25 protein-coding genes are annotated in these 23,695 nt (G+C 68.6%); 5 read left to right on the plus strand and 20 right to left on the minus strand.

All coding sequences use genetic code 11. The features are described 5' to 3' along the window. Positions 1 to 26: 26 nt before the first annotated feature. The 3 genes from ETD86_RS13930 to ETD86_RS13940 all read right to left on the minus strand — a co-directional run bounded on the left by ETD86_RS13930 (position 27) and on the right by ETD86_RS13940 (position 4,480). Positions 27 to 3,266: a LamG-like jellyroll fold domain-containing protein gene (locus tag ETD86_RS13930; protein ID WP_246147896.1), complete on the minus strand. Its 3,240-nt coding sequence runs from the start codon at positions 3,264 to 3,266 to the stop codon at positions 27 to 29. 204 nt (positions 3,267 to 3,470) lie between these two features. Continuing rightward, positions 3,471 to 4,175, minus strand: coding sequence for an alpha/beta hydrolase (locus ETD86_RS13935; protein WP_138666568.1), 705 nt, complete (start codon positions 4,173 to 4,175; stop codon positions 3,471 to 3,473). Between the two features lie 14 nt (positions 4,176 to 4,189). Next, the gene (locus ETD86_RS13940; protein WP_138666569.1) at positions 4,190 to 4,480 is read right to left on the minus strand and encodes an ATP/GTP-binding protein; all 291 of its coding nucleotides are present in this window, start codon (positions 4,478 to 4,480) and stop codon (positions 4,190 to 4,192) included. Between the two features lie 68 nt (positions 4,481 to 4,548). Here ETD86_RS13940 and nucS point away from each other — a divergent pair, with 68 nt between their 5' ends. The 4 genes from nucS to ETD86_RS13960 all read left to right on the plus strand — a co-directional run bounded on the left by nucS (position 4,549) and on the right by ETD86_RS13960 (position 8,303). Further along, positions 4,549 to 5,211: an endonuclease NucS gene (gene nucS, locus ETD86_RS13945; protein WP_138666570.1), complete on the plus strand. Its 663-nt coding sequence runs from the start codon at positions 4,549 to 4,551 to the stop codon at positions 5,209 to 5,211. Positions 5,212 to 5,512: 301 nt separating this feature from the next. Beyond that, entirely contained in the window at positions 5,513 to 6,085 is a 573-nt protein-coding gene (locus tag ETD86_RS13950) for a GNAT family N-acetyltransferase (RefSeq protein WP_138666571.1), read from the plus strand. Between the two features lie 49 nt (positions 6,086 to 6,134). Next, a complete protein-coding gene (locus ETD86_RS13955; RefSeq protein WP_138666572.1) occupies positions 6,135 to 7,607 on the plus strand; it encodes an aldehyde dehydrogenase family protein in 1,473 nt (490 codons plus the stop codon). A gap of 102 nt (positions 7,608 to 7,709) precedes the next feature. Continuing rightward, positions 7,710 to 8,303, plus strand: a complete 594-nt coding sequence (locus tag ETD86_RS13960) for a TetR/AcrR family transcriptional regulator (RefSeq protein WP_138666573.1) — start codon at positions 7,710 to 7,712, stop codon at positions 8,301 to 8,303. 160 nt (positions 8,304 to 8,463) lie between these two features. Here ETD86_RS13960 and ETD86_RS13965 read toward each other — a convergent pair whose 3' ends face one another. The 4 genes from ETD86_RS13965 to ETD86_RS13980 all read right to left on the minus strand — a co-directional run bounded on the left by ETD86_RS13965 (position 8,464) and on the right by ETD86_RS13980 (position 12,032). Further along, entirely contained in the window at positions 8,464 to 8,781 is a 318-nt protein-coding gene (locus ETD86_RS13965) for an STAS domain-containing protein (protein ID WP_138666574.1), read from the minus strand. An 81-nt stretch (positions 8,782 to 8,862) separates the two neighbouring features. After that, the gene (locus tag ETD86_RS13970) at positions 8,863 to 10,029 is read right to left on the minus strand and encodes a sensor histidine kinase (protein ID WP_138666575.1); all 1,167 of its coding nucleotides are present in this window, start codon (positions 10,027 to 10,029) and stop codon (positions 8,863 to 8,865) included. Next, positions 10,030 to 11,139: an ABC transporter permease gene (locus ETD86_RS13975; RefSeq protein WP_138666576.1), complete on the minus strand. Its 1,110-nt coding sequence runs from the start codon at positions 11,137 to 11,139 to the stop codon at positions 10,030 to 10,032. Continuing rightward, positions 11,136 to 12,032: an ABC transporter ATP-binding protein gene (locus ETD86_RS13980; protein ID WP_138666577.1), complete on the minus strand. Its 897-nt coding sequence runs from the start codon at positions 12,030 to 12,032 to the stop codon at positions 11,136 to 11,138. The genes ETD86_RS13975 and ETD86_RS13980 overlap by 4 nt, the downstream gene beginning before the upstream one ends. A 130-nt stretch (positions 12,033 to 12,162) precedes the next feature. Here ETD86_RS13980 and ETD86_RS13985 point away from each other — a divergent pair, with 130 nt between their 5' ends. Further along, complete coding sequence (locus tag ETD86_RS13985; RefSeq protein ID WP_138666578.1) at positions 12,163 to 12,756, plus strand: cob(I)yrinic acid a,c-diamide adenosyltransferase; 594 nt, start codon at positions 12,163 to 12,165, stop codon at positions 12,754 to 12,756. A 33-nt stretch (positions 12,757 to 12,789) separates the two neighbouring features. On the opposite strand, the gene ETD86_RS13990 is transcribed toward ETD86_RS13985, so the two are convergent. The 13 genes from ETD86_RS13990 to ETD86_RS14050 all read right to left on the minus strand — a co-directional run bounded on the left by ETD86_RS13990 (position 12,790) and on the right by ETD86_RS14050 (position 23,690). Then, positions 12,790 to 13,170 (minus strand): DUF2550 domain-containing protein, encoded by a 381-nt coding sequence (locus tag ETD86_RS13990; protein WP_138666579.1) that lies wholly within the window; start codon positions 13,168 to 13,170, stop codon positions 12,790 to 12,792. 22 nt (positions 13,171 to 13,192) lie between these two features. Continuing rightward, entirely contained in the window at positions 13,193 to 13,594 is a 402-nt protein-coding gene (locus tag ETD86_RS13995) for a F0F1 ATP synthase subunit epsilon (protein WP_138666580.1), read from the minus strand. 59 nt (positions 13,595 to 13,653) lie between these two features. After that, complete coding sequence (gene atpD / locus ETD86_RS14000) at positions 13,654 to 15,102, minus strand: F0F1 ATP synthase subunit beta (protein WP_138666581.1); 1,449 nt, start codon at positions 15,100 to 15,102, stop codon at positions 13,654 to 13,656. Position 15,103: 1 nt separating this feature from the next. After that, positions 15,104 to 16,006, minus strand: a complete 903-nt coding sequence (locus tag ETD86_RS14005) for a F0F1 ATP synthase subunit gamma (protein WP_138666582.1) — start codon at positions 16,004 to 16,006, stop codon at positions 15,104 to 15,106. 3 nt (positions 16,007 to 16,009) lie between these two features. Continuing rightward, positions 16,010 to 17,656 (minus strand): F0F1 ATP synthase subunit alpha, encoded by a 1,647-nt coding sequence (atpA, locus tag ETD86_RS14010; protein ID WP_138666583.1) that lies wholly within the window; start codon positions 17,654 to 17,656, stop codon positions 16,010 to 16,012. A gap of 24 nt (positions 17,657 to 17,680) precedes the next feature. Next, entirely contained in the window at positions 17,681 to 18,490 is an 810-nt protein-coding gene (locus ETD86_RS14015) for a F0F1 ATP synthase subunit delta (RefSeq protein WP_138666584.1), read from the minus strand. Further along, the gene (locus ETD86_RS14020; protein WP_138666585.1) at positions 18,490 to 19,038 is read right to left on the minus strand and encodes a F0F1 ATP synthase subunit B; all 549 of its coding nucleotides are present in this window, start codon (positions 19,036 to 19,038) and stop codon (positions 18,490 to 18,492) included. Before ETD86_RS14020 ends, ETD86_RS14015 begins: the two co-directional genes overlap by 1 nt. 40 nt (positions 19,039 to 19,078) lie before the next feature. Beyond that, the gene (atpE, locus tag ETD86_RS14025; protein ID WP_138666586.1) at positions 19,079 to 19,309 is read right to left on the minus strand and encodes an ATP synthase F0 subunit C; all 231 of its coding nucleotides are present in this window, start codon (positions 19,307 to 19,309) and stop codon (positions 19,079 to 19,081) included. A 71-nt stretch (positions 19,310 to 19,380) separates the two neighbouring features. Then, positions 19,381 to 20,178: a F0F1 ATP synthase subunit A gene (gene atpB / locus ETD86_RS14030; RefSeq protein ID WP_138666587.1), complete on the minus strand. Its 798-nt coding sequence runs from the start codon at positions 20,176 to 20,178 to the stop codon at positions 19,381 to 19,383. Positions 20,179 to 20,245: 67 nt separating this feature from the next. Beyond that, a complete protein-coding gene (locus ETD86_RS14035) occupies positions 20,246 to 20,461 on the minus strand; it encodes an AtpZ/AtpI family protein (protein WP_246147897.1) in 216 nt (71 codons plus the stop codon). Between the two features lie 65 nt (positions 20,462 to 20,526). Then, complete coding sequence (locus ETD86_RS14040) at positions 20,527 to 20,949, minus strand: Cg1360 family ATP-synthase-associated protein (RefSeq protein ID WP_138666588.1); 423 nt, start codon at positions 20,947 to 20,949, stop codon at positions 20,527 to 20,529. A gap of 131 nt (positions 20,950 to 21,080) precedes the next feature. Continuing rightward, complete coding sequence (locus tag ETD86_RS14045) at positions 21,081 to 22,367, minus strand: glycosyltransferase family 4 protein (protein WP_138666589.1); 1,287 nt, start codon at positions 22,365 to 22,367, stop codon at positions 21,081 to 21,083. Between the two features lie 57 nt (positions 22,368 to 22,424). Then, complete coding sequence (locus ETD86_RS14050) at positions 22,425 to 23,690, minus strand: serine hydroxymethyltransferase (RefSeq protein WP_138666590.1); 1,266 nt, start codon at positions 23,688 to 23,690, stop codon at positions 22,425 to 22,427. Positions 23,691 to 23,695 lie beyond the last annotated feature (5 nt).

Below are 23,695 nucleotides of genomic sequence, written 5' to 3' on the forward strand. Positions count from 1 at the left end.
TCCCAGTCGGGGGTGCTGGTCGGGAACTACTGGGCTGCTAGCTGGGCGATCTGCTCGGCGCTCAACACGCCGTCGTACGTGCGGACGTCGTCGACGCTCCCCGGCCAGTAGCCGGTGAAGACGCCCGCGGCCTTGGTCCGGCCCAGTTGCAGCGGGCCGGTGGCGTTCCATGCGCTCAGGTGAGCGGTGACGGTGGTGGTGGCCAGGCGGCCGTTGACGTAGATCCGGAGCTCACCGGCGAGCGCGTCGTACACGCCGGCGAGGTGGGTCCACTCCAGCGGGTTGGGGATGGCGTCGGAGGGAGTGCGTACGAGGGCGGCGGTATCGGTGTCGGCGGCGGCCATGCCGAGCACCCACCGGCCCTGTGCCTTGTCGAAGCCGAGCTGGAAGCCCGCGGCCCGGCTGCCCGGCTGCGAGACGGCCGCCGTGTCGGCGGCGGGCAGGTAGTCGAGCTGGGTCCAGGCGGTGACGGTGAAGCTCGTCCTGGTGCCGATCGCGGGGGTGGTCGTCTGTGCGTGGCCGTTGACGCCGTCGAGCGCGAGAGCGCCGTCCAGCCATCCTGACGTCCACGAGGCGGCTCCGGACAGCGTCGCAGCTGTCGCCCGGCCCGAGGAGTCGGCCGCCGACGAGCCGGACTCCTCGTCCAGCTTCCAGTGGCCGACCAGCGTGGCAGCGCTGTTGACCAGATCGGCGACCTCGTCGGCGAACATGGCGCGGCCGTAGACCCGCACCTCGTCGACGTCCCCGGGCCAGTAGTCCGAAGCCGCCCCGTTGACCTTTCCGCGGCCGATCGTCAGGGGGCCTGTGGCATTCCACGGTTGCGTGACGGCGGCCGTGCCCTCGAGCCTGCCGTTCACGTAGAGCGAGATCTGGCCCGCCGCCGAGTCGTAGACGCCGGCCAGGTGGGTCCATTCGTTCAGCCTCGGCGCGGCCGCGGACAGCGCGCGCACCGTGGCGGCGTTGTCGGCGTCGGTCCCCGCCCGGGTGAGCGCCCAGCGGTCGTCGGCCTTGGCGTACTGCAGGGCGAAACCGCCCGTCCGCGTGCCTTCCTGGGTGACGAGCGTGGACGTGGCGGCCGTGCCGGTCAGGCGGGCCCAGGCGGTGACGGTGAAGTTGCGTGAGGTGTCCGTGACAGGGCCGGAGGTCTGGGCGTAGGCGTTGGCGAGTCTCAGCCCCGATCCGGTCCTGCCTGTCGTCCACGTGGCGCCGTACAGGGTGGCGGGATGGGTGTTCGCGGCGTCCCCGGCCACTGGGCCCCCGCCCTCGTCCAGGGCCCAGTGGCCGCTCGGGGCCTTGCCGGAGTTGACGTTGAACACGTACGTGCGGATCGGGCCGAGCTGGCCCGCGCGGTCCTTGCTGCGTACCGACAGGACGTTGGGGCCGTCGTGGCGGGGCGTGAGCTGGATCGTGGCCGTGCCGTCGGCGCCGGGCGCGACCTGCGTGCCGGGCGTGGTGTCGAGCCCGTAGACGTAGGCGGCCACGTCGGTGACGCCGTTGGGCGCGAACGTGAACGCACCCGCCAGGCCCACGCCGTCGTTCCAGGTGTTCTCCGCGTACTGGGACGAGGTGACCTGCGGTTCCTTGCCGGGCGCCGTGGAGTCCACGGTCGCCTCGCACCACGGGCTCCACGCGCTGTCGGCCTTGCCGTCCTGGGCCCGCACGCGCCAGCGGATCTGCGCGCCGTCGGCGTACGCGCCCTGCGGGACGGTGGCGTAGAAGGCGGTGCCGCTCGATCCCAGGGCCGTGACGTGCTCGCCCAGCTTCACCCCGGCCGCCGACCACCACTCGAAGTGGCCCTTGACCGAGTTGTCGGCGTCCTTCAGCCTGGCCCAGAGCTTCGGCGTGGCGGCGCTGATGACCGGCCGCGTGTCGCCCGAGCCGCACGCGCCACCCGGATCGGACCACACGTCGGCGGCGACCGGGGCGGTGGGGATGGAGTTGTACTCGATGACCAGGCTCGGGTTGTTCCTGAACTTCTTCCAGGCCCAGACGTCGGTCTCGCTGGTGGCATAGAGACCGATGGTCATCGTGGCCCATTTCTTGGCGGCGGCGTCGACGGCCCACGACGTGACGTCGAACTCCACACCGCCGGGCAGGCAGGACGAGCTGTAGCCCTTGGCCACGTTGACGGTGGAGAGCAACCTGGTCTTGGCCGGCGGGTTGTTCCAGGTGGTGCTCTTGCTGATCGCGCCGGTCCCCCAGGCCTCCACCTTGCGGGCGCTGCACGAGTACGACCACGTCTCGTACGTGCGCAGCGTCGCCTTGATGATCTGCTTGCCGTGGATGGTCGTGCCGGTGTTCATCTGGAAGAACGAGCGGTTCGCCTGGGAAGAGCTGATGCGGCCGACGCGGGCGACGTCGCTGGAGTTGAGGTAGTTGGAGTTGGGCCAGTTGCTCCAGATCGCCGTCCACGAGCCGCGGGCGGCCGAGAAGTACGGGTCCAGATAGACCGGGAACTTGGTCTTCGGGTCCGCCAGCATCTTCTGGTCAGGCTTGAGCCGCAGTTGCCTGCCCGTGAGCTCCACGCCCATCCTGGCTTCCCGCGCCTCCGGGGAGCGGCCTTCCTTGAGCGCCTGCGGGCTCGTGATGCCCTCGGAGTCCCACATCTTGGGGGTGGGGGCAATGAAGATCGTGCCGCCGTTCGTGTCCGCGGCCTCGATGTTGCCCGCCTTGTCCGCCTTCACCGACAGGCCATGAGAGGCGAGCGGGAACGTCAGCTCGGTCAGGGTCGCCGCGGCGGCCCGTGACTTGACCACCAGGACGTGGGAGAAGCCGTCCACGTCCGCGGTGACCTGGAGGTCCACGCCCGGCATCACCTCGGGATAGGTGGCGGTGTCGCCGCTCAGCGTCGGCTGGGGCAACGTGCCCGGCCAGCCGAGCTCCAGGGACTTGGCACCCCGCGACAAACGGGCGAGCCGGGCGTCACCGCCGCCGGAGAACGTCAGCCCGACCGCCGCGGCGACCGGCTCCACCGCGCCGTCCGGGCGCAGGCGGAGCGTGGTGTCGACGGGGACCCAGCGGCCGTCCTTGCGGACGCGTACCGGGCGGACGTGCTGCTCCAGGGTGTAGGTGCCGTCGGGCTTGACGACGACCCGGCGGGTCTCGTTCGTCAGCGCGGCCACCTCGACGGGCTTGTTGTCCCGCCGGGCCTGGGCGGCCGCGTCCCGCTCAGGAGAGGCCGCCGCGTCCCGCTCAGAAGAGACCGTCGCCGGTGTCTCCGCGACGGCGACCGGGCCCCAGGGGATCATGACGATCGGTAACGCCAACGCCGCCGCACCTAGAACACGCACAACCCGCATCTGTCCTCGCCCATGGTGAGCTGGGGTTACGCGCGGAACGGAGGACCGCCCGGCGTCTCCTCGATCTTCGGTTGACGATCGGATTCTCACCCCGGCCATGGCAGCGGTCCAGACTTCTGCGCATTCTGCTCAAAAAATCCTTCAACGCACCGCTTTAGGTGGAAATATCCGTCATATCTCCGTCGGGAGCGGCCACGCCGCCGGGTTGACGCGCTTGACGATCTCGTTCAGCGCGATGCGCACGTACGGCTCCCCCACCCAGAGGTGCTTGGCACCGTCCACCCCGACGACCTCCGCCTGCGGCACCCGCGCGAACCGCGTGCGGGCCTCCTCCGGCCGCAGATAGTCGTCGAACTCCGGCACCAGCGCCGTCAGCGGCCGCCCGAACCGCGCCCACGCGTCCAGATCGTCGTCGGTGGCCCGGTGCAGCGGCGGCGACAGCAGGATCGCACCCTCGACCAGCGGGTCGTGGGCCCACTTGAGCGTCAGCTCGGTCCCGAACGACCAGCCGATCACCCAGACGTGCGGCAGGTCGTGGTATTCGGCGTACTCCAGCGCCGCCGCCACGTCGAACCGCTCCCCCTCGCCCCCGTCGAACGTGCCCTCCGAGGCGCCGCGCTCCGACGACGTGCCGCGGGTGTTGAAGCGCAGCACGGCCAGGTCGGCGAGTGCCGGCAGGCGGTTGGCCGCCTTCTTGTAGACGTGGCTGTCCATGAAGCCGCCGTGGGTGGGCAGCGGGTGCAGGGTCACCAGCGTCGCCACGGGCGGCCGGTCCTGCGGCAGGGCCAGCTCACCGACCAGGGTCAGGCCGTCACCCGTGTGCAGCTCGATCGGCTCGCGCCTGGCCGGCAGCACGGTCGCCGCACGAATCTCCAACCTTGGGGGTCCTTTCAATAGCGGCTGCGGCCGGGGCCGCGGTCCAGTCTCTTACGCCAGCAGGCCGGGTGCCAGTGGCGGCGCTCCTCGTCGCCTCCCGCCCAGTTGGGCCAGGCCACGAGGTGCGGCTGGCCGCGGCGGATCTCCTGGTCACAGCCTGGACAGCGGTAGTCCTTGGCCGACGAGGCGCCGGTGAGCATACGTACCTTCCACTCGCCGTCCGCCCATTCCTCCACCTTGTCCAGGCCGGTCGGGAAGCCGAAAGGGCGGGAGGACTCCCTTCGGCGGGCGCGGCGGGGACTCATGCCGCGCTGGGTGCAGACCGTTCGAACGCCATGCGTCCAGTTTTCCAGAGCCGCTAAGGTGGGTCGTCATGCGGCTGGTCATCGCGCGATGCAGCGTGGATTACGTTGGACGGCTCACGGCGCACTTGCCGATGGCGCCGAGGCTCGTTCTCATCAAGGCGGACGGCAGCGTGAGCATTCACGCGGACGATCGCGCCTTCAAGCCGCTCAACTGGATGAATCCGCCGTGCAAGCTCAAGGAGGACGGCGAAACCTGGACGGTCACCCACGGCAAGACCGGCGAGAAACTGGTCCTGACCATGGCCGAGATCCTCCACGACTCCAGCCACGAGCTGGGCGTCGACCCCGGGCTGATCAAGGACGGCGTGGAGGCTCACCTGCAGGAGTTGCTCGCCGAGCACATCACGACCCTGGGTGAGGGATATTCGCTGATCCGCCGGGAGTACATGACGGCGATCGGTCCGGTGGACATCCTCTGCCGCGACGCCCTGGGCGCGACCGTGGCGGTCGAGATCAAGCGCCGGGGGGAGATCGACGGCGTGGAGCAGCTCACCCGGTATCTGGAGCTGTTGAATCGTGACCCCCTGATCTCCCCCGTCCGCGGCATCTTCGCCGCCCAGGAGATCAAGCCCCAGGCGAGAGTGCTGGCGACCGACAGAGGGATCGACTGCGTCACCCTGGACTACGACACCCTCCGCGGCATCGAACCCGAAAACCCCACCCTCTTCTGACCTTTTACGCGTTGCCGTGGTCGGCCACCCGCCGTACTTCGGCTGCCGGAGCGGCGAGCCTGGGGCGGAGAGCGGCAGCTTGCGTGACCAGCGGAGCCCCGTGCGAGCGCGACCATAAGCAGGCGCGGCGAGCCTGGGGCGGAGAGCGGCAGCTTGCGTGACCAGCGGAGCCCCGTGCGAGCGCGACCATGGGCAGGGCCCTCCAGGGGAACGGCCTCTGACAGCGGTGGCCCGCCGTTACGCGCGCCCGTCTTGCCCTTCGCCAGGTTCTGCGGACCGTGGATGGGGGAGAGGTGACCTCATGGAGATTCGGGGCGCGGATGTGACCCGCGAGGCCGAGGCGGTCGGTGTCGCGTTGGCCAGGGCGTTCCGCGACGACCCGGTGATCAACTGGCTGCTGGGCGAAGGCAAGGACGCGGCGCTGATGTTCACCACGCTCGCCCGGTACACGCATGAGCTCACCGAGGTGGCCGTGGACGAGGACGGCTCGCTGGCGGGGGTCGCGCTGTGGGACCCGCCACGGCACCAGCCCGACTATCCGGAGGGCGCGATCGCGGGCTTCATGGCGGCCATGGGGAATCGTGTCTCGTACGGGATGCTGCTGGACGAGGAGCTCGGCAAACGGCGGCCCGAGCAGCCGTTCTGGTATCTGGCCCAGCTGGGCACCGTGCCGGAACGGCAGGGCGCGGGCGTGGGCGGCGCCCTGCTGCGGACCGGCCTGGCCCGGTGCGACGCCGAGCGGATGCCGACGTACCTGGAGAGCAGCAAAGAGTCCAACGTGCCGTTCTACGAAAAACACGGCTTCGCGGTCACGTCGCGCTTCGAGCTGCCCGGCGGCCCGCCCATCTGGACCATGTGGCGGCCGGTCCCTTGACCAGGGGCCGGATCTAGTAAGCATTGCCTTACCGGTCTATCGTGACGCCATGACCACGCTCTCGTTCGACTCACTCAACCCGGCGACCGGCGGGATCGTCGGCAGCCACCCCAACCAGGGCCCCGACGCCGTGCACGAGGCCGTCGGCCGAGCCGACGAGGCGGCTGTCTGGTGGGCGGGGCTGGGGCACGGCGAGCGGCGACGCCGCCTGCTCGACTACAAGGCCGTCGTCACCCGGCACCTGCGTGAGCTCGCCGCCCTGGTCCACGAGGAGACCGGCAAGCCGGTGGGCGACGCCACGCTGGAGATCGTGCTGGCGATCACGCACATCGACTGGGCGGCCCGCAACGCCCAGAAAGTGCTCGGCCGCCGCCGGGTCAACACCGGCATGATCGGCCTCAACCTGGCCGCCACGCTCGAATACCTCCCACTCGGCGTCGTAGCCGTGATCGGCCCATGGAACTACCCGGTCTTCACCCCCATGGGCTCCATCGCGTACGCGCTCGCGGCCGGCAACGCGGTCGTGTTCAAGCCGAGCGAACTGACCCCAGGCGTGGGCGTGCGACTGGCGGAGTTGTTCACCGAGGCGGTGCCCGAGCACCCGGTGTTCCAGACCGTGACCGGGCTGGGCGAGACGGGCGCGGCGCTGGCGGGCGATCCACGCGTACGAAAGGTCGCCTTCACCGGCTCGACCGCCACGGCCAAGCGGGTCATGGCGGCCTGCGCCGAGAACCTCACCCCGATCGTGGCCGAGTGCGGCGGCAAGGACGCGTTCATCGTGGACGCCGACGCCGACGTGGCCAGGGCCGCGGACGCCTGCCTGTGGGGAGCGATGTCCAACGCCGGGCAGACGTGCGTGGGCGTCGAGCGGGTCTATGTCGTGGACGCGGTCTATGAAAGTTTCATGCGCGAGCTGTCCGACCGGGTGGCGAAGGTGCGGGCCGGCGAGGACTACGGGCCGATCACCATGCCAGGTCAGGTGGACATAATCAAGCGGCACATAGACGATGCCGCCAAGTCGGGCAAGGTCGTGACGGGCGGCCCCGGATCCGTGCGCGCGCCGTACGTGGACCCGGTGATCGTCGAGGACGTGCCCGAGGACTCCCCCGCGGTGCGCGAGGAGACGTTCGGGCCGACGATCACCGTCCGCCGCACCCGTGACGCCCAGGAGGCGCTGCAGCTGGCCAACGCCTCCGCGTATGGCCTGGGTGGGACGGTGTTCTCGAAGAACGTCCGCCGGGCCATGGAGCTGGCCCGCATGATGCGGAGCGGAATGACGGCCATCAACTCGGTCATCTCGTTCGCCGGCGTCCCGGCGCTGCCGTTCGGCGGCGTGGGCGATTCGGGCTTCGGGCGCATCCACGGAGCCGACGGACTACGCGAGTTCGCCAGGCCCAAAGCGATCTCCCGGCAGCGGTTCGCGATGCCCGGGATGAACCTGACATCGTTCACGAGAGGACCCGCCGATCTTGAGCGACTGATCAGACTTGTCACGTTCTTGCACGGTCGACGTAAAAGATAATCTTCTTACCCTTTCCCAAAACGGATCATCCGTCCATAATTGTGTGCTCTGGGGGCCACGATCATGTTGGACGGGTGGAATGTGAACCGGTCTTACCGGGGGATGTCGGCTGAGCAAAGGCTGGCGGACAGACGCGAGCGGCTGATGACAGCCGCGTACACGCTATACGCGAAGCCGGGTTTCGCGGCGACGACCATCGAAAGGCTCTGCTCGGAGGCGCGGATCTCCAACCGCGCCTTCTACGAATGTTTCGGTGGCCGCGAGGAGCTCCTTCAGGCGCTGCACGAGCGCTGTGTGGAGGAAAGCCTGGCCGTCGTGACCAAAGCGGTGCAGGAAGCGCCGAACACTCTGGAGGGAAGGGTCAAGGCCGGGATTCGCGCCTATATCGAGTTCACAACGGCCGACTGGCGCCGGGCCCGCATCATGCACGTGGAGGTGCGCAGGTCAGGAGATGTCCTGACGACGTCCCGCCAGCGGGCCATAGAGGACTTTGCCCGGCTCGTGGAGGAGGCCTCCTCCGATTTCCCGCAGGCCGCGCCGAATCGGCGGCTCGTAGCGCTCGGCGTCGTTGGCGCGTTACAAGAGTTGCTCATCGAATGGCTGCTCACCGACGACCAGCCGCACATCGACGAACTCGTGGACACGGCCGTGCACATCTTCATCCAGAGCTTGGGGGCCCCCGACACAGCCGGTTGACGTGCTGGGCGTTACGTGTCATGCACACATCGGATAAATCCGCATTCGGCGCAGTTTTCGGTGCCATAGGTCGCCGATGCGCACCATCCGTAATCTACATTTTGTCTAAGTCAAGAAAGAGCGGGCAACGGCTGATCGTCGCCCGCTCGGATATGTCACCTCAGGCCACCGCAGCAGCCGGAACCTCCACATGCAGCACCCGATTCAGCCGGGTCACCGCCAGGATCCGCATGATCCGCGGTGGCACCCCCCGAAGAACAAGGCGGCGTTGCACGCTCAGCGCGCGCCGATGCGCCCCCACGAGCACCCCGAGACCGGTGGCGTCGATCATCTCCAGCTTGGAGAGGTCCAGGATCAGGTCGCCTTCACCGGAGTCGAGAGCTTTGTGCAGCCGCTCGCGCACCCCGGCCGACGTGCCGGCGTCGAGCCTGGCCCCGATCCGCACCACCTGAGCCCGCGGATTGCCCCGGACGCGCATGCCACCTCCTCATTCACGCACACAGCGTAGTCACACCCCCACGCGAAGCACCCGCCGAGGTGAACCCCCTGCATGAGTCCTCTACCCACGTAGCGGCAATGACACGACTGCGGTGAGCAGGAACTCTCCGTCGCCCGTCGGATGGGCGGCCAGCTTGCCGCCCACGGCGCTCACCCGCTCCCCCATGCCCGTCAGGCCGCTCCCCAGGTCATCGGTGTGCCGCCGGGCCACGCCGTCGTTGCGTACGCGTAGCTCCGCCTCCTCCTCGGTGAAGCGGATGGTGATGTCACAGAACGTCGCGGTGCTGTGCTTGAGCACGTTGGTGATCGCCTCGCGCACCGCGTACGCGAAGACGGGGGCCACCCCGGCGGGCAGGTCGCGGTAGGGCAGGTGCACCTCGCAGCGCACGCCCGCCGCTTCGAGCACACTCTTCACACTGTCCAGCTCGGCGGCCAGGTCGAGCTCGCGGTAGCCGCGCACGGCCTCGCGCAGCTCCCGCAGCGCCTTCCTGGTCAGCGTGTTGATCTCGGCCATCTCGGCCTTGGCCGCCGCCGGATCGCCGTCCGACAGGCGCACGGCGAGCTCCGTCTTGACCGCGATGGCCGACAGCTGGTGCCCCACGAGGTCATGGAGATCCCTGGCGAAGCGCAGCCGCTCCTCGGCCAGCGCCAGCCGCGTGTGCGCCTCACGGCCCTCGTGAGCTTGTACGGCCAGCGTCCAGATCCAGACCCACATCCGCCCGGACGGCGGCAGTATCACGCACCAGAGCCCGTTCAGCAAAACGTAGTAGACCAGCAGCTCGGCAGGAGACACGTCGATGGCCATGACGCTCGCCCCGGTCGCCACGCCGAGCATGCCCAGCCCGACGGTCGCCACGAAAACCCCGAGCGACTGGAGAACGGCCGTACGCCTGGAGACGCCGAGCGTCGCGAGGTACAGCCAGCACATGGGCACGAAACCGAACCCGAACGGATCGGCCCCGCCCAGGCCGGCCGCGATCAGCGCGAGGACCGCCGCCCACACCATCCGCTTGGTGGGGTAACGGCGGTCCAGGATGGCGTCGATGATGCGCCGGCTGAGCCACGTGAAGCACACCGTGGCGATCAGCGCGGGCACGAGGCGCCACCATAAGAGCCGTCCTTCGGCGACTCCCGCGAGGATCCCGACCCCGATGAGGAACCACGTGATGGCGAGGCCGAAGATCAGCGTCACCCAGGTGAGGCGCCGTGCCCGCGCGATCTCGTCCATCTACCGGGCGCGCAGCACGTCGCCGAGCTTCACGCGGGCGCCCGTCCGCAGCACGGCCCGTTCGTACACCTTGGCGCCGAAGGCCAGCACCGCCAGCAGAGCCAGCGCCATGGCGGCCATGGACAGCCCCGTCTGCCACATCGGCACTTCGCTCGCGGCCATCCGGACCGGCATGATCATCGAGGAGAACGGCGGCACGTACGACAGGACCGTGGCCAGCGTGCCCGTGGGATCGTTGACGGCGTAGATGGCGACGAAGTACGTGGCCATCATGACCATGGTCAGCGGGGTCAGCACGCTGTTGACCTCCTCCTGGCGCGAGACCAGCGAGGCGAACGCCGCCGACAGGGTGGCGAAGAAGGCGTACCCGAGCACGAACCACACCAGCACCCCGGCCACCAGCCCCGGCATGCCGGGCGGGAAGTCGGCCGCGATGCCGGAGGCCGTGGCCCCGGCGAAGCCCGCGACGATGACAGTGGCCAGGTTGATGAGGCCGAGCACGCCCAACCCGACGATCTTGCCGCCGAGCAGCTGCCACGGCCGCAGCGAGGAGAGCAGGATCTCCACGATCCTGCTGCCCTTCTCCTCCACCACTCCCATGGCGACCACGACGGCCTGTCCGAAGAGCAGCATGAAGAGCACGACGGTGAGCACCCAGGCGATCCCGGTACGCGCGGATTCGTAGCGCGTGTCGGCGCCCACGGACTCCATCTGCAGCGCCGGGATCGACACGCCGACGGCGCCGAGCCGCACCTCCCGGTTGACGCTCTGCATGAGTACGCCGAGCTGGGCGTCGATCTCGCCGTCCGTGAGCACCTTCGTGCCGTTGACCAGGACGGCGTCCACGTCACCTGCCAGCACCGCCTGCTTGGCCGCGGCCTCGTCGGGGAAGGAGCGCCATTCGAACGTGGCCTGGGGCGCGGCGGCCTGCAGCGGCAGTTGCTGGGAGTTGACGGTGCCCAGAGTGTAGGAGTCCGGGCCGCTCATGAACCTGGGGGCGAAGGAGATCACCGCCGTCAGCAGGGCGGTGATGATCAGGCCGATCACGAACGCCTTCGTGCGGAGCTGGGTGACGATCTCCCTGCGGGCGACCAGCATCAACCCGTTCACGCCACGGCCTCCTTGAAGATCTCGGTGAGGGTCGACTGCTCGACGCCGAAGTGCTCCACGTGTCCCGCCTTCATGGCGCGGCGCAGGACCTCCTGGTCGTCGCCGCCGGCCGTACGCAGGACGTGCCGGTCACCGCTCACGGTGACCGTACCGGGCAAGCCGTCCGCCCAGCCCGGAGCGGGATCGCGGACGACCACCCGCAGCGTGTTGCCCTCTTCCGCCCGCAGATCGGCCACCGTGCCCGTGGCCACCATCCGGCCGGCCGCGACGATGCCGACCGAGTCGCACAGCCGCTCGACCAGCTCCAGCTGGTGGCTGGAGAAGATCACCGGCACCCCGCCCCTGCACCGCTCCTGCAGCGCCGTGGCCAGCGCGTCCACCGCGATCGGGTCGAGCCCGGAGAACGGCTCGTCCAGCACCAGCACCTCGGGGTCGTGCACCAGCGCCACGGCCAGCTGCACACGCTGCTGATTGCCCAGCGACAGCGCCTGCACCGCGTCGTTCCTGCGCTCGGCCACGCCCAGCCGCTCCAGCAGGTCGTCGGTGGCCTTCTTGGCGGCCGCCGGGCTGAGCCCGTGCAGGCGCCCGAAGTACTCGATCTGCTCGGCGACCCGCATCTTCTGGTACAGGCCGCGCTCCTCCGGCATGTAGCCGAAGCGGCGCCGCACGTCGTAGTCGAGCCGCTTGCCCTGCCAGCTCACGGACCCGGAGTCCGCCTGGAGCACGCCCATGACGATGCGCATCGTCGTCGTCTTACCGGCGCCGTTCGCGCCGACGAACCCGAACATCTCCCCCGGCCGCACGGCGAAGCTGATCCCATCAAGGGCGACCTTGCCGCCAGGGGCGTCGGGGCCGCCCGCGAAGCGCTTGCGCAGCTCGCTGATCTCGAGCATCAGGTCCTCTCCTTCATCATGGGTCAATAGTGGCCTTCCTGCGGTTCGCGCTGGTAGTCGCGGAAATCACCGGGCCCATGTGGATACCGCGTCCGATCCGGATGACATTTGTCATGAGTACGCTGAGCCCATGACGCGCGCCGACAAGGACAAGCCGGTCGTCCTCTCCCGCATCTACACCCGCACCGGCGACGACGGCACCACCGCGCTGAGCGACATGAGCCGCGCTTCGAAGACCGATCCGCGGCTGGCCGCCTACGCCGACGTCGAGGAGGCCAACGCCCACCTGGGCGTGGCGCTCTCGCACGGAACGCTGCCGGCCGATCTGGTGGAGGTCCTGGTCCGGGTCCAGAACGAGTTGTTCGATCTGGGGGCCGACCTGGCCACGCCGGTCGTCGACGACCCGGAGTTCCCGCCCCTGCGGGTGGAGCAGTCGTACATCGACTGGCTGGAAGAGCAGTGCGACCGCTTCAACGCCGGGCTCAAGCCGCTGCGGAGTTTCATCCTGCCCGGCGGCGATCCGGCCACCGCGGCGCTGCACGTGGCGCGGGTCACCGTCCGCAGAGCGGAGCGCTCGGCCTGGACGGCGCTGCAGGCGCACGACGACATGAACGTGCTGACGGCGAAATACCTCAACCGCCTCTCGGACCTGCTGTTCATCGCGTGCCGGGTCGCCCATGCGGGCAACGAGATCCTCTGGAAGCCGGGCGGGACGCGCGAATGAGAAACCTGCTTCATCGGGCTGCCGCCCTACCCGTCAGGCCACATCCAGGTACGCGCTGGGCGGCGCGGACTCCAGCCAGGCCAGGAAGCCCGTGAGCGCGTCCGCGCTCATCGCGAGCGAGACGTCTTGCGTGCTCCCACCGCAGTCGACGGCGTAGAGCCCGTCGCCGATCTCGCGACGGGCGGAAACAACAAGGCCGCGCCTCGCAATCGCGTGGCGCGGCCTCAGCCGGATGCCCAGGAGGGGAATCCAGTGGAGCTCCCCGTCGGCGTAGCGGGCCACCCCGCTGCGCCAGGCGGCGCTTCCCACCCTCAGGCGACAGGGTACGCTCCCGCGCGAACGGACCAGCATGACAGCGCGCAACACCACGAGGGCGGCCAGCAGCACCAGGACTGTCACAACCGTAGCTACCATGCCGCCCCCTGAACGTGTTCTGCTATACCTCTTCGCCGGCCGCGCGCAGCCGGGCCCTGGCACGCTTGGCCTCGATCGCCGCGTCGGCGTCTTCCTGGTTGGCCTCGATCGAGGCCTGGGCCCGGTCGAGAGCGTCGCGGGCAGCCGCGACGTCGACCTCGGAACCGAGCTCGGCCACCTCGGCGAGCACGGACACCTCATTGTCGGCCACGGAGATGAACCCACCATGAACGGCCGCCACGAGGTCCCCCTCGCCCTCCCGCTTCACGCGCAGCACGCCGCCCTCGACGAGGACGCCGAGAACAGGTGCGTGTTGCGGCATAATACCGATCTCGCCGTCCACGGTCTTGGCAATCACCATGTCGGCCTCGCCCGACCAGATCTCACGCTCGGGTGAGACAACCCCTACGCGTAGCTTCGCCACTTTGTGTAGGTCCTTTCCGATCAGGTGATGGCCCGGTGGGGGCCATCACCTTGGGGCGATTAGCGACGCTCGAGTTCCTTGGCCTTGGCGATGGCCTGGTCGATGCCGCCCACCATGAAGAACGCCTGCTCGGGCAGGTGGTCGTACTCACCCGCGCAGAGGCCCTTGAAGGAGGCGATGGTCTCGTCCAGCGGCACGGTCTCGCCCGGCTGGCCGGTGAAGGCCTCGGCCGCGTACATCGGGTGCGACAGGAAGCGCTCGATGCGGCGGGCCCGCTGGACGGTGACCTTGTCCTCCTCGGAGAGCTCGTCGATACCGAGGATCGCGATGATGTCCTGGAGCTCGCGGTACTTCTGCAGGATCCGCTTGGTCTCCTGGGCCACCCGGTAGTGCTCCTCGCCCACGATCTGCGGGTCGAGGATCCGGGAGGAGGAGTCGAGCGGGTCCACCGCCGGGTAGATGCCCTTCTCCGAGATCGGCCGCGACAGAACGGTCTGCGCGTCGAGGTGCGCGAACGCGTTGTGCGGGGCCGGGTCGGTGATGTCGTCCGCGGGCACGTAGATCGCCTGCATGGAGGTGATCGAGTGACCGCGCGTCGAGGTGATGCGCTCCTGGAGCACACCCATCTCGTCGGCCAGCGTGGGCTGGTAACCCACGGCGGACGGCATACGGCCGAGCAGCGTGGAGACCTCGGAACCGGCCTGCGTGAAGCGGAAGATGTTGTCGATGAAGAGCAGCACGTCCTGCTTCTGCACGTCGCGGAAGTACTCCGCCATCGTCAGCGCCGACAGCGCGACCCGCAGACGGGTGCCCGGCGGCTCGTCCATCTGACCGAAGACGAGGGCGGTGTCCTTGAGGACGTTCGCCTCCTCCATCTCCAGCCAGAGGTCGTTGCCCTCACGGGTGCGCTCGCCCACGCCGGCGAAGCACGAGGTGCCACCGAAGTTGCGGGCGACCCGGCGGATCATCTCCTGGATGAGGACGGTCTTGCCGACGCCGGCGCCGCCGAACAGGCCGATCTTCCCGCCCTGCACGTACGGGGTGAGCAGGTCGATGACCTTGATGCCGGTGACCAGCAGCTCGGTGCGCGACTCGAGCTGGTCGAACGCCGGGGACGGCCGGTGGATGCCCCACCGCTCCTCGATCTTGAGCGACGAGGTCGGCACGTCGAGCGTCTCGCCCAGCGCGTTCCACACGTGGCCCTTGACGACGTCGCCGACCGGCACCGAGATGGGGCCGCCCGTGTCGGTCACGGCCTGGCCGCGGACCAGGCCGTCGGTGGGCTGCATGGAGATGGCCCGGACGAGGTTGTCACCCAGGTGCTGGGCGACCTCGAGCGTCAGGGTCTTGGTCTCGCCGCCGAGGGTCACCTCGACCTTGAGCGCGTTATAGATCTCGGGCATCGCGTCGACGGGGAACTCCGCGTCGACGACGGCGCCGGTGACACGTGCCACGCGGCCGGTGCCGGCCGCCGCGGCTTCTACAGTTTCAACAGCCTCTGCAGTCATTTCACTCTTTCCCCGCTGCGGCGTCAGCGAGCGCGTTGGCGCCACCGACGATCTCGCTGATTTCCTGGGTGATCTCGGCCTGGCGAGCCTGGTTCATCTGCTGGGTGAGCACCCGCATCAGCTCGTTGGCGTTGTCGGTCGCGGACTTCATCGCGCGCCGACGCGCGGCCTCCTCCGAGGCCGCCGACTGGAGCAGCGCCGTGAAGATGCGCGACTCCACGTAGCGCGGCAGCAGCGACTCGAGGACGTCGCCCGCGGTCGGCTCGAACTCGAAGTACGGCGGGATCGCGGTGGCCTCCGTCGCCTCGGTCTCCTCGACCTCCAGCGGCAGAACGCGCTTGACCACGACGTTCTGCGTGAGCATCGAGACGAACTCGGTCGAGACGATGTGGATCTCGTCGATCCCGTTCTCTTCCTTGAACGAGTCGATCAGCGTGGTGGCGATCTCCTTGGCGTCGGCGTAGGCCGGCTTGCGCGAGAACCCGACCCAGCTGCCGCCCATCTCCCGCTGGCGGAAGGTGTGCCAGGTGACACCCTTGCGCCCCGTGACGAACGGCAGCACGGTCAGCCCTCGGCTCTCCAGCAGCCCCCGCAGAGCCTCGGCCTCGCGCAGCACGTTGGCGTTGAAGCCGCCGCAGAACCCGCTGTCGCTGGTGACGATGAGGACGCCCGCCTGGGCGGGGTTCTCCTTCGCCACGGTCAGCGGATGGTCGACGCTGGCCGCGTTGCTGACGACGCCGGTGACGGCGCGAGTGATCTCACGCTCGTACGGCAGCGCCGCCTGCATCCGCTGCTGCGCCCTCACGATCCGTGAAGAGGCGATGAGCTCCTGGGCGCGCGTGATCTTCGCGGTCGACTTGACCGAGTTGATCCGCCGCCGCAGCAGCCTTAGCTGGGCACCCATGTCCTACTTCTCCGCCCGACGGACGACCTTCTTGATCTTTTCCTGACCGACCTCGCCGGCCTCGAGCGGCGCCACCGGCTCGTCCTTGACCAGCAGCTCGCCCGAGGAGGTGGTGAAGCCCTTCTTGAACTCCGTGATGGCGTCCTTCAGAGCGGTCACCGCGTCGTCGGGCAGCTCCTTGGTCTCCCGGATGCCGTCGAGGATGCCCTTGTGCGAGGACTGCAGGTAGTCGAGGAACTCCGTCTCGAACCTGCGGACGTCCTCGACCGGCACCTCGTCGAGCTCGCCGGTGGTGCCGGACCACACCGACACGACCTGCTTCTCAACCGCGAACGGTGAGTACTGCGGCTGCTTGAGCAGCTCGACCAGGCGCTGGCCGCGGTCGAGCTGGGCGCGGGAGGCCGCGTCGAGGTCGGAGGCGAACGCGGCGAACGCCTCCAGGTCGCGGTACTGCGACAGCGACAGCTTCAGCGTGCCCGCGACCTTGCGCATGGCCTTGACCTGCGCCGAGCCGCCGACTCGGGAGACCGAGATACCGACGTTGATGGCCGGGCGCACACCGGCGTTGAACAGGTCGGTCTCGAGGAAGCACTGACCGTCGGTGATGGAGATGACGTTGGTCGGGATGAACGCCGACACGTCGTTGCCCTTGGTCTCGATGACCGGCAGGCCTGTCATCGAACCGCCGCCCATGTCGTTCGACAGCTTGGCGCAGCGCTCCAGCAGCCTGGAGTGGAGGTAGAAGACGTCGCCAGGGAAGGCCTCGCGACCCGGCGGGCGACGCAGCAGCAGGGACACGGCGCGGTAGGCGTCGGCCTGCTTGGTCAGGTCGTCGAAGATGATCAGAACGTGCTTGCCCTGGTACATCCAGTGCTGACCGATGGCCGAACCGGTGTACGGGGCGAGGTACTTGTAGCCGGCCGGGTCGGAGGCGGGGGCGGCGACGATGGTGGTGTACTCCAGCGCGCCTGCCTCCTCGAGGCGGGCCTTGACCTGCGCGATCGTGGAGCCCTTCTGGCCGATGGCGACGTAGACGCAGCGGACCTGCGCCTCGGGGTCGCCGGAGGCCCAGGCCTCGCGCTGGTTGAGGATGGTGTCCACGGCGATCGCGGTCTTGCCCGTGCCACGGTCACCGATGATCAGCTGGCGCTGGCCGCGGCCGATCGGCGTCATGGCGTCGATCGCCTTGATGCCGGTCTGCAGCGGCTGCTTCACCGGCTGCCGCTGGACGACCGAGGGGGCCTGGAGCTCGAGGGCACGCGTGCCCTCGGACTCGATGGCGCCCTTGCCGTCGAGCGGGTTGCCGAGGGGGTCGACCACGCGGCCGAGGAAGTTGTCGCCGACGGGCACGGACAGGACCTCGCCCGTCCTGCGGACCGTCTGGCCCTCCTCGATGCCGCTGAACTCGCCCAGGATCACGACACCGATCTCGCGGGTGTCGAGGTTGAGTGCCAGGCCGCGCGTGCCATTCTCGAACTCGAGCAGCTCGTTCGCCATCGCCGAGGGAAGGCCGGAGACATGGGCAATGCCGTCGCCGGCGTCGACGACGGTCCCGATCTCCTCGCGCGCGGCGCCTTCCGGTTCGTACGCCTGGACGAAGCGCTCAAGCGCGTCCCGGATCTCGTCCGGCCGGATCGTAAGCTCCGCCATCTCTACTCTGTCTCCCTATTCGCCCTAGCCGGCCAACCGGCGGCGGACTTCTTCAATTCGTCCGACAATGGTGGTGTCGATGATCTCGTCGCCGATGCGGACCGAGAACCCACCGAGCACTCGCTTGTCCACCTCGACATTCAGGTGCACGTCGCGGCCATACGCGGTGCGCAGCCACGCCGCCAGGCGGCGCTTCTGCTCCTCGGTCAGCTCGACGGCGCTGCGCACCACCGCCACGAGGCGCTGGCGCTGCTGGGCCACGATGTGACCGGCCTCTTCCAGACCTGTCTCCAGGCTACGCCCCCGCGGGTGCACGACGAGCTGCGCGATCAGGCGCAGGCTGGTCGGCCCGACCTTGTCGCCGAGCAGGTCGCTCAGCAGCTGCCGCTTGCCCGCCTCGGGCGCGGCCTGATCCGTGAGCGCGCGGCGCAGATCGGGGTTTGCGGCGACGATGCGGCCGAAGCGGAAGAGCTCGTCCTCCACGTCGTCGAGCCTGGACTGACTCTCGGCCTCCGCGGACGCGGCGACGACGCCGAGCCGTTCGAGCACGTCGGCCAGGTCACCGGCGCGCGACCACCTGGCCGAGACCGCGGCCTCGACGGTGTCCAACGCGGCCCGGCCCACCTTGCCTTCGAGCAGCGCGCGCACGGTCCGTGCCTTCTGCTCGCCGGCCCTGGACGGGTCGGACAGGGCACGACGCAGGCCGTGCTCGCGGTCGAGCAGATCCGTGACCGCGAACAACTCGTCGGAGAGGGCCCCGAGGTCGGCGCTGCCGGCGACCGCGTTGAACCGCTCCTCGACCTCGGCCAGCGACGTCCTGCTCAGACCGCGCATCAGCGCACCGCCTGCGCGTTGCTGGTCTCAAGCTCGTCGAGGAACCGGTCCACGATGCGGGTCTGCCGGGCCTCGTCCTCCAGGGACTCACCGACGATGCGGCCGGCCAGCTCGGTCGACAGGCGGCCGATCTCCGTGCGGAGCTGCGCGAACGCAGCCTGGCGGTCGGCCTCGATCTGTGCGTGGGCGGCCTCGACGAGACGGCGGGCCTCGGCCTGCGCCTCCTCGCGGAGTTCGGCCTTGATCTGCGCGGCCTGCTCGCGAGCCTCCTCGCGCAGCCGGGCCGCCTCACGACGGCCCTCTTCGAGCTTGGCCTGGAACTGCCGCTGCAGGTCCTGCGCCTGGGCCTGGGCCTCTTCCGCCCTCTTGATGCCGCCCTCGATCGCGTCGGTCCGCTCGGCCAGCGTCTTCTGAATACGCGGGACGAGGATCCTGCCCACGACGAAGAAGACGGCGGCGAACGCGAAGATGCCGACGACGAGCTCGTAGTCGTGCGGGAAGAGCGGATTGGCGTGCTCCTCCGGCGCGGCGAGAAGCGTAGCTGCCATGTGCCTCATGAGTGCAGCCTTTCGTCAGAAGGGCGGTCTATCAGATGCCCTGGAAGATGAACGGCGCGACCAGACCGATCAGGGCAAGGGCCTCGGTAAGAACGAAGCCGAGGAGCATGTTCTGGCGGATCAGGCCGTACGCCTCCGGCTGGCGCGCGATGGCCTGCACGCCCTGACCGAAGATGATGCCGACGCCGATGCCGGGGCCGATGGCGGCGAGACCGTAACCGATGGCGGTGACGTTGCCGGAGACCTCAGCGAGAACGCTCATTGCTGTTATTCCTTTACTGGACGGCCGGCGACTCGGGTGTCACCGGTCATGGATATTCCGGTATGTGGATCTCAGTGCTCTGCGTGCAGCGAGCCGCCGATGTACATCGCGGCCAGCATCGCGAACAGGAACGCCTGCAGGAACTGGATGAACATCTCGAAGCCCGTGAGGATGATGGTCATCACCACGCCGAGGACACCGATGGGAGCGCCCAGCGGCGAGAGCTTTTCGAAGAGGAACCAGAAGCCGACCATGCTGAAGAAGGCCAGCAGCATGTGGCCGGCGAACATGTTGGCGAACAGTCGGACCGCGTGCGTGAACGGCGCGATGATCAGGTTCGACAGGAACTCGATCGGCGACAGCAGCACGTAGATCGGCTTCGGCAGCCCGGGCGGGAACATCATGTTCTTGAAGTAGCCCCACGGGCCCTGATGCTTCATGCCGAGGTAGACCTTGAGCACGTAGATCGAGAGCGCGAGCACGGCCGGGAAGGCGATGTGCGAGGCCACGGGGAACTGCAACACCGGGATGACGCCCATGAGGTTCCAGACGAGGACCAAGAAGAAGAGCGTCAGCAGCAGGCCCATCCACCGGTCGGCGTCCTTGCCCAAGAAGGGGCGGGCGACCTGGTCGCGGACGAACATGTAGCCGTACTCGACGACGTTCTGCACACCCCTCGGAACGACCTTGGGGTTGGCGAACGCCGCCCAGCACAGGCCGATCACGAACACCGCGCTGAGCAGCGCGAGCAGGACCGGCTTGGTGAACCATTCGACCCCGGGAATGATGGGCGGCAGATTGAACAGTTCCTCAGGCGTAGGCGCCCCGAACTGGTCGGCTGGTGGAGCGAGGGCCGTCAGCGCACTCACGCGGCGTTCCCTTCAACGTCGTAGTAGTTCACAAGGGTTTCCTCAGCGAAGCGATCGCTGCGTCGCGCTAGCGACCGAACTTCCGGTAGACCAGGTAGCCACCGAGCACGACCCCCAGGACGACGCCTATGGGGAAGAACGCGGACATGTCCAACCAGCGGTCCAGCAACCAGCCGATACCGCCGTAGATGGCCATCCCGGCGAGCAGATAGCTGGGGACTGACCACATGGCGTCGGCGAAGTCGCGACCGTCTTCTTCCGGTCGGCGTTCCTGTGCGCTCATCGCGGCCCCGACGATAGCAGGCGAGTAGAGGACTAGTCATATCGGACCCTGTCCGTGCACCAGCCTCATGAGTCGCCCTTTCCGGGGACTCGGGCCTCAGGGTCGACGTAAAGCATCTTGGTCTTCATGAAGGCGCGCACTTCGAAGCCGGTCCACACGAGCGTGCAGATCACGACCGACCAGGCGAACGCCTGCGTGTTCCAGACCGTGGTGTCGCGGAACGCGGACAGCACGATCATGATGACGACGACCTTGACGAGGTAGCTCAGCATCGCCGCGATCGCCATCATCTGGGGAGACACCCGTGCGGCATACGACACCGCTACTACACTGATGCTGAAGAAAACCCCGACCAGCAAGGTGCCGAGCGCGGCGCCCAGAGCCCCCTTGCCGCCTGCCATCAGGAGCGAGACGACCACGGCGACCACCCCGACCGCCAGGGTCGGAATCGCGGCGCTCTTGAGTACGCGCACGTCGTTGGCCTGCATCGGTGCTCCATCAGCGTGTTATCAAGCGAGCGTTTGCTACCCCCAGAGCGTTGCTTCTGGAGGTTCCCTGCTCGTGAAAGATATCACAAGCTCACGGAAGACCGCTTTTACCTGCCGTTTCTAGTTCGTGATCAAGAATGGCTAGGAAAGGCGGGAATGACCGGATTGCCCTCTGCTGTCGCACGTTCGTGCGAGGGGCCGTCCGCCGGCGGCATCCGCCGCCTGACCTCGGGCTCCGGCGGAATCGGCGGCATGGGCCCGGTGGGCGGGCCGTCGTCGTCAGGCTGCTTGCCGCGCGACGCGGAGTGCGCCCCGCCCCTGCCCCGCCAGCGCGGCAGGGCCATCAGCACGAGGACGGCCAGGGCGAGCACGATGACCACGGGGAACAGCAGCACCGGCACACCGATCGTGGACATGCCCACGATGCCGAAGGCGAACAGGAACGCCCACGCGTACATGATCAGCACCGATCTGCGGTGCGAGTGACCGATGTCCATGAGCCGGTGGTGCAGGTGGCCGCGGTCGGGCGCGAACGGCGACAGGCCTCGCGAGGTGCGCCGCACCACGGCGGTGATCAGGTCGACCAGCGGCAGGACCAGCACGGCGGCCGGCAGGAGCAGCGGCAGCAGCACCGGGACCTTGTTCATGCCCTCGATGATCCCGGGGTCGACCGGCGTCACGGTGACGATGGACGAGGCGAGCACCAGCCCGATGAGCATCGCTCCGGTGTCGCCCATGAAGATCTTCGCCGGATGGAAGTTGTGCGGCAGGAACCCCAGGCAGGTGCCGATGAGGATGGCCGCGATGGCCGCGGTGGTGGTGATGCGGCCGCCGCTGATGTTCTCGGCCAGGAAGATCGAGTAGGCCCAGGTGGCCATGCCCGCGATGCAGACGATTCCGGCCGCCAGGCCGTCGAGCCCGTCGACGAAGTTGACCGCGTTGATGGTCACGACCACGACCATGATGGTGATCACGGTGCTGAGCGTTTCGTCGAGGCTGGTGGAGCCGCCCCAGTCCTGCGGCAGCGGGATGTAGAGCAGCCGCAGGTCGAAGAAGACCAGCACGCCCGCCGCCGCGATCTGCCCGGCCAGCTTGATGAAGGCGTCCATGCCCCACCAGTCGTCCAGGAACCCGGTGATCGTGATCAGCCCGCCGGCCACGATGAGCGCCGTCACCGCGTCGGCGTCGGTCTCCATCAGCGCCTTGCCCGTGTGCGTGAGCTGGCTGGCCACCAGCAGGCCCACGACCAGGCCGCCGTACATCGCCAGGCCGCCCAGCCTGGGCGTCGGCGTGGTGTGCACGTCACGCGCGCGAACCTCGGGCATGGCGCCGATGCGGATGGCGAAGCGGCGCACCAGCGGGACCAGCAGATAGGTCACCGCTGCCGAGATGAGCGCCATGAACAGGTATTCGCGCACGGACCTAGTTTCCCGGATGCTCCGGCCGACTGTGACCGGAAAACGACACAGACCAGCTTAATATTCGCTGAGATATGGCCGATGGATGGCCAGAAGCGCCGCAACTCTTTCCCTGACCTCGGCCGCACCGCCTGGATGACGTACGGCTCTGGTCACCAACGTCCCCACCTCTTTGAGCTCCTGGGGCCCCATCCCCTGAGTGGTGACACACGGCGTGCCCACGCGGATACCCGACGTGATGGACGCCGGCTCCGGATCGTACGGGATCACGTTGCGGTTCAGCGTGATCCCGGCCGCCGCGCACCGCCGCTCCGCCTCGGCGCCCGATACCCCCACATCGCGCAGGTCGATCAGCGCCAGGTGCGTGTCCGTGCCGCCGGAGACCGCCCGCATCCCCTCCCCGGACAGTGCTTCGGCGAGGGCGCGGGCGTTCACGATCACCCTGTTGGCGTAGTCGGCGAACTCCGGCCGCATCGCCTCCCCGAACGCGACCGCTTTGGCCGCCACCGCGTGCATCAGCGGCCCGCCCTGCACGAACGGGAACACCGCCCGGTCGATCTTCTTGGCCAGCTCCTCCGTGCACAGAATCGCCCCGCCGCGCGGCCCGCGCAGCGCCTTGTGGGTGGTGAACGTCACGACGTCCGCGTACGGCACCGCCGAGGGGATCGCCCCGCCCGCCATCAGCCCGATCGGGTGGGCCACGTCGGCGAGCAGCCACGCCCCCACCTCGTCGGCGATGCCGCGGAAGACGGAGAAGTCGATCAGTCTCGGGTACGAGGTCGCGCCGCACACGATGAGCTTCGGCTGGTGCCGCAACGCCAGGTCCCTGACCTCGTCGTAGTCGATGAGCTCGGTGTCACGACGCACTCCGTATGACACGACGTCGAACCATTTTCCCGAGAAGTTCACCTTTGAGCCATGAGTGAGATGGCCGCCGTGCGGCAGCGCCATGGCCAGCATCGTGTCGCCGGGCTGCAGGAGCGCCGCGTAGGCGGCCAGGTTCGCGGAGGCGCCCGAGTGCGGCTGGACGTTGGCGTGCTCGGCCTTGAACAACTTCTTGGCACGATCGATCGCCAGCCGTTCGGCGCGGTCGACGACCTCACAACCGCCGTAGTACCGGCGGCCGGGGTAGCCTTCGGCGTACTTGTTGGTGAGCGTGGAACCCAGGGCGGCCAGAACGGCGGGCGACGTGAAGTTCTCGCTCGCGATCAGTTGGATCTCGCCGCGCACGCGGTCGAGTTCGTCGAGCAGCACCTGCGCGAGCTCGGGATCCTGCTGCTGCAGCAGCCCGAAGTCCGGACCGTAATAGGGTGGCGTGCCCATTTCCC

The sequence above is a fragment of the Nonomuraea turkmeniaca genome, from assembly GCF_005889735.1.
Lineage (GTDB): Bacteria > Actinomycetota > Actinomycetes > Streptosporangiales > Streptosporangiaceae > Nonomuraea > Nonomuraea turkmeniaca.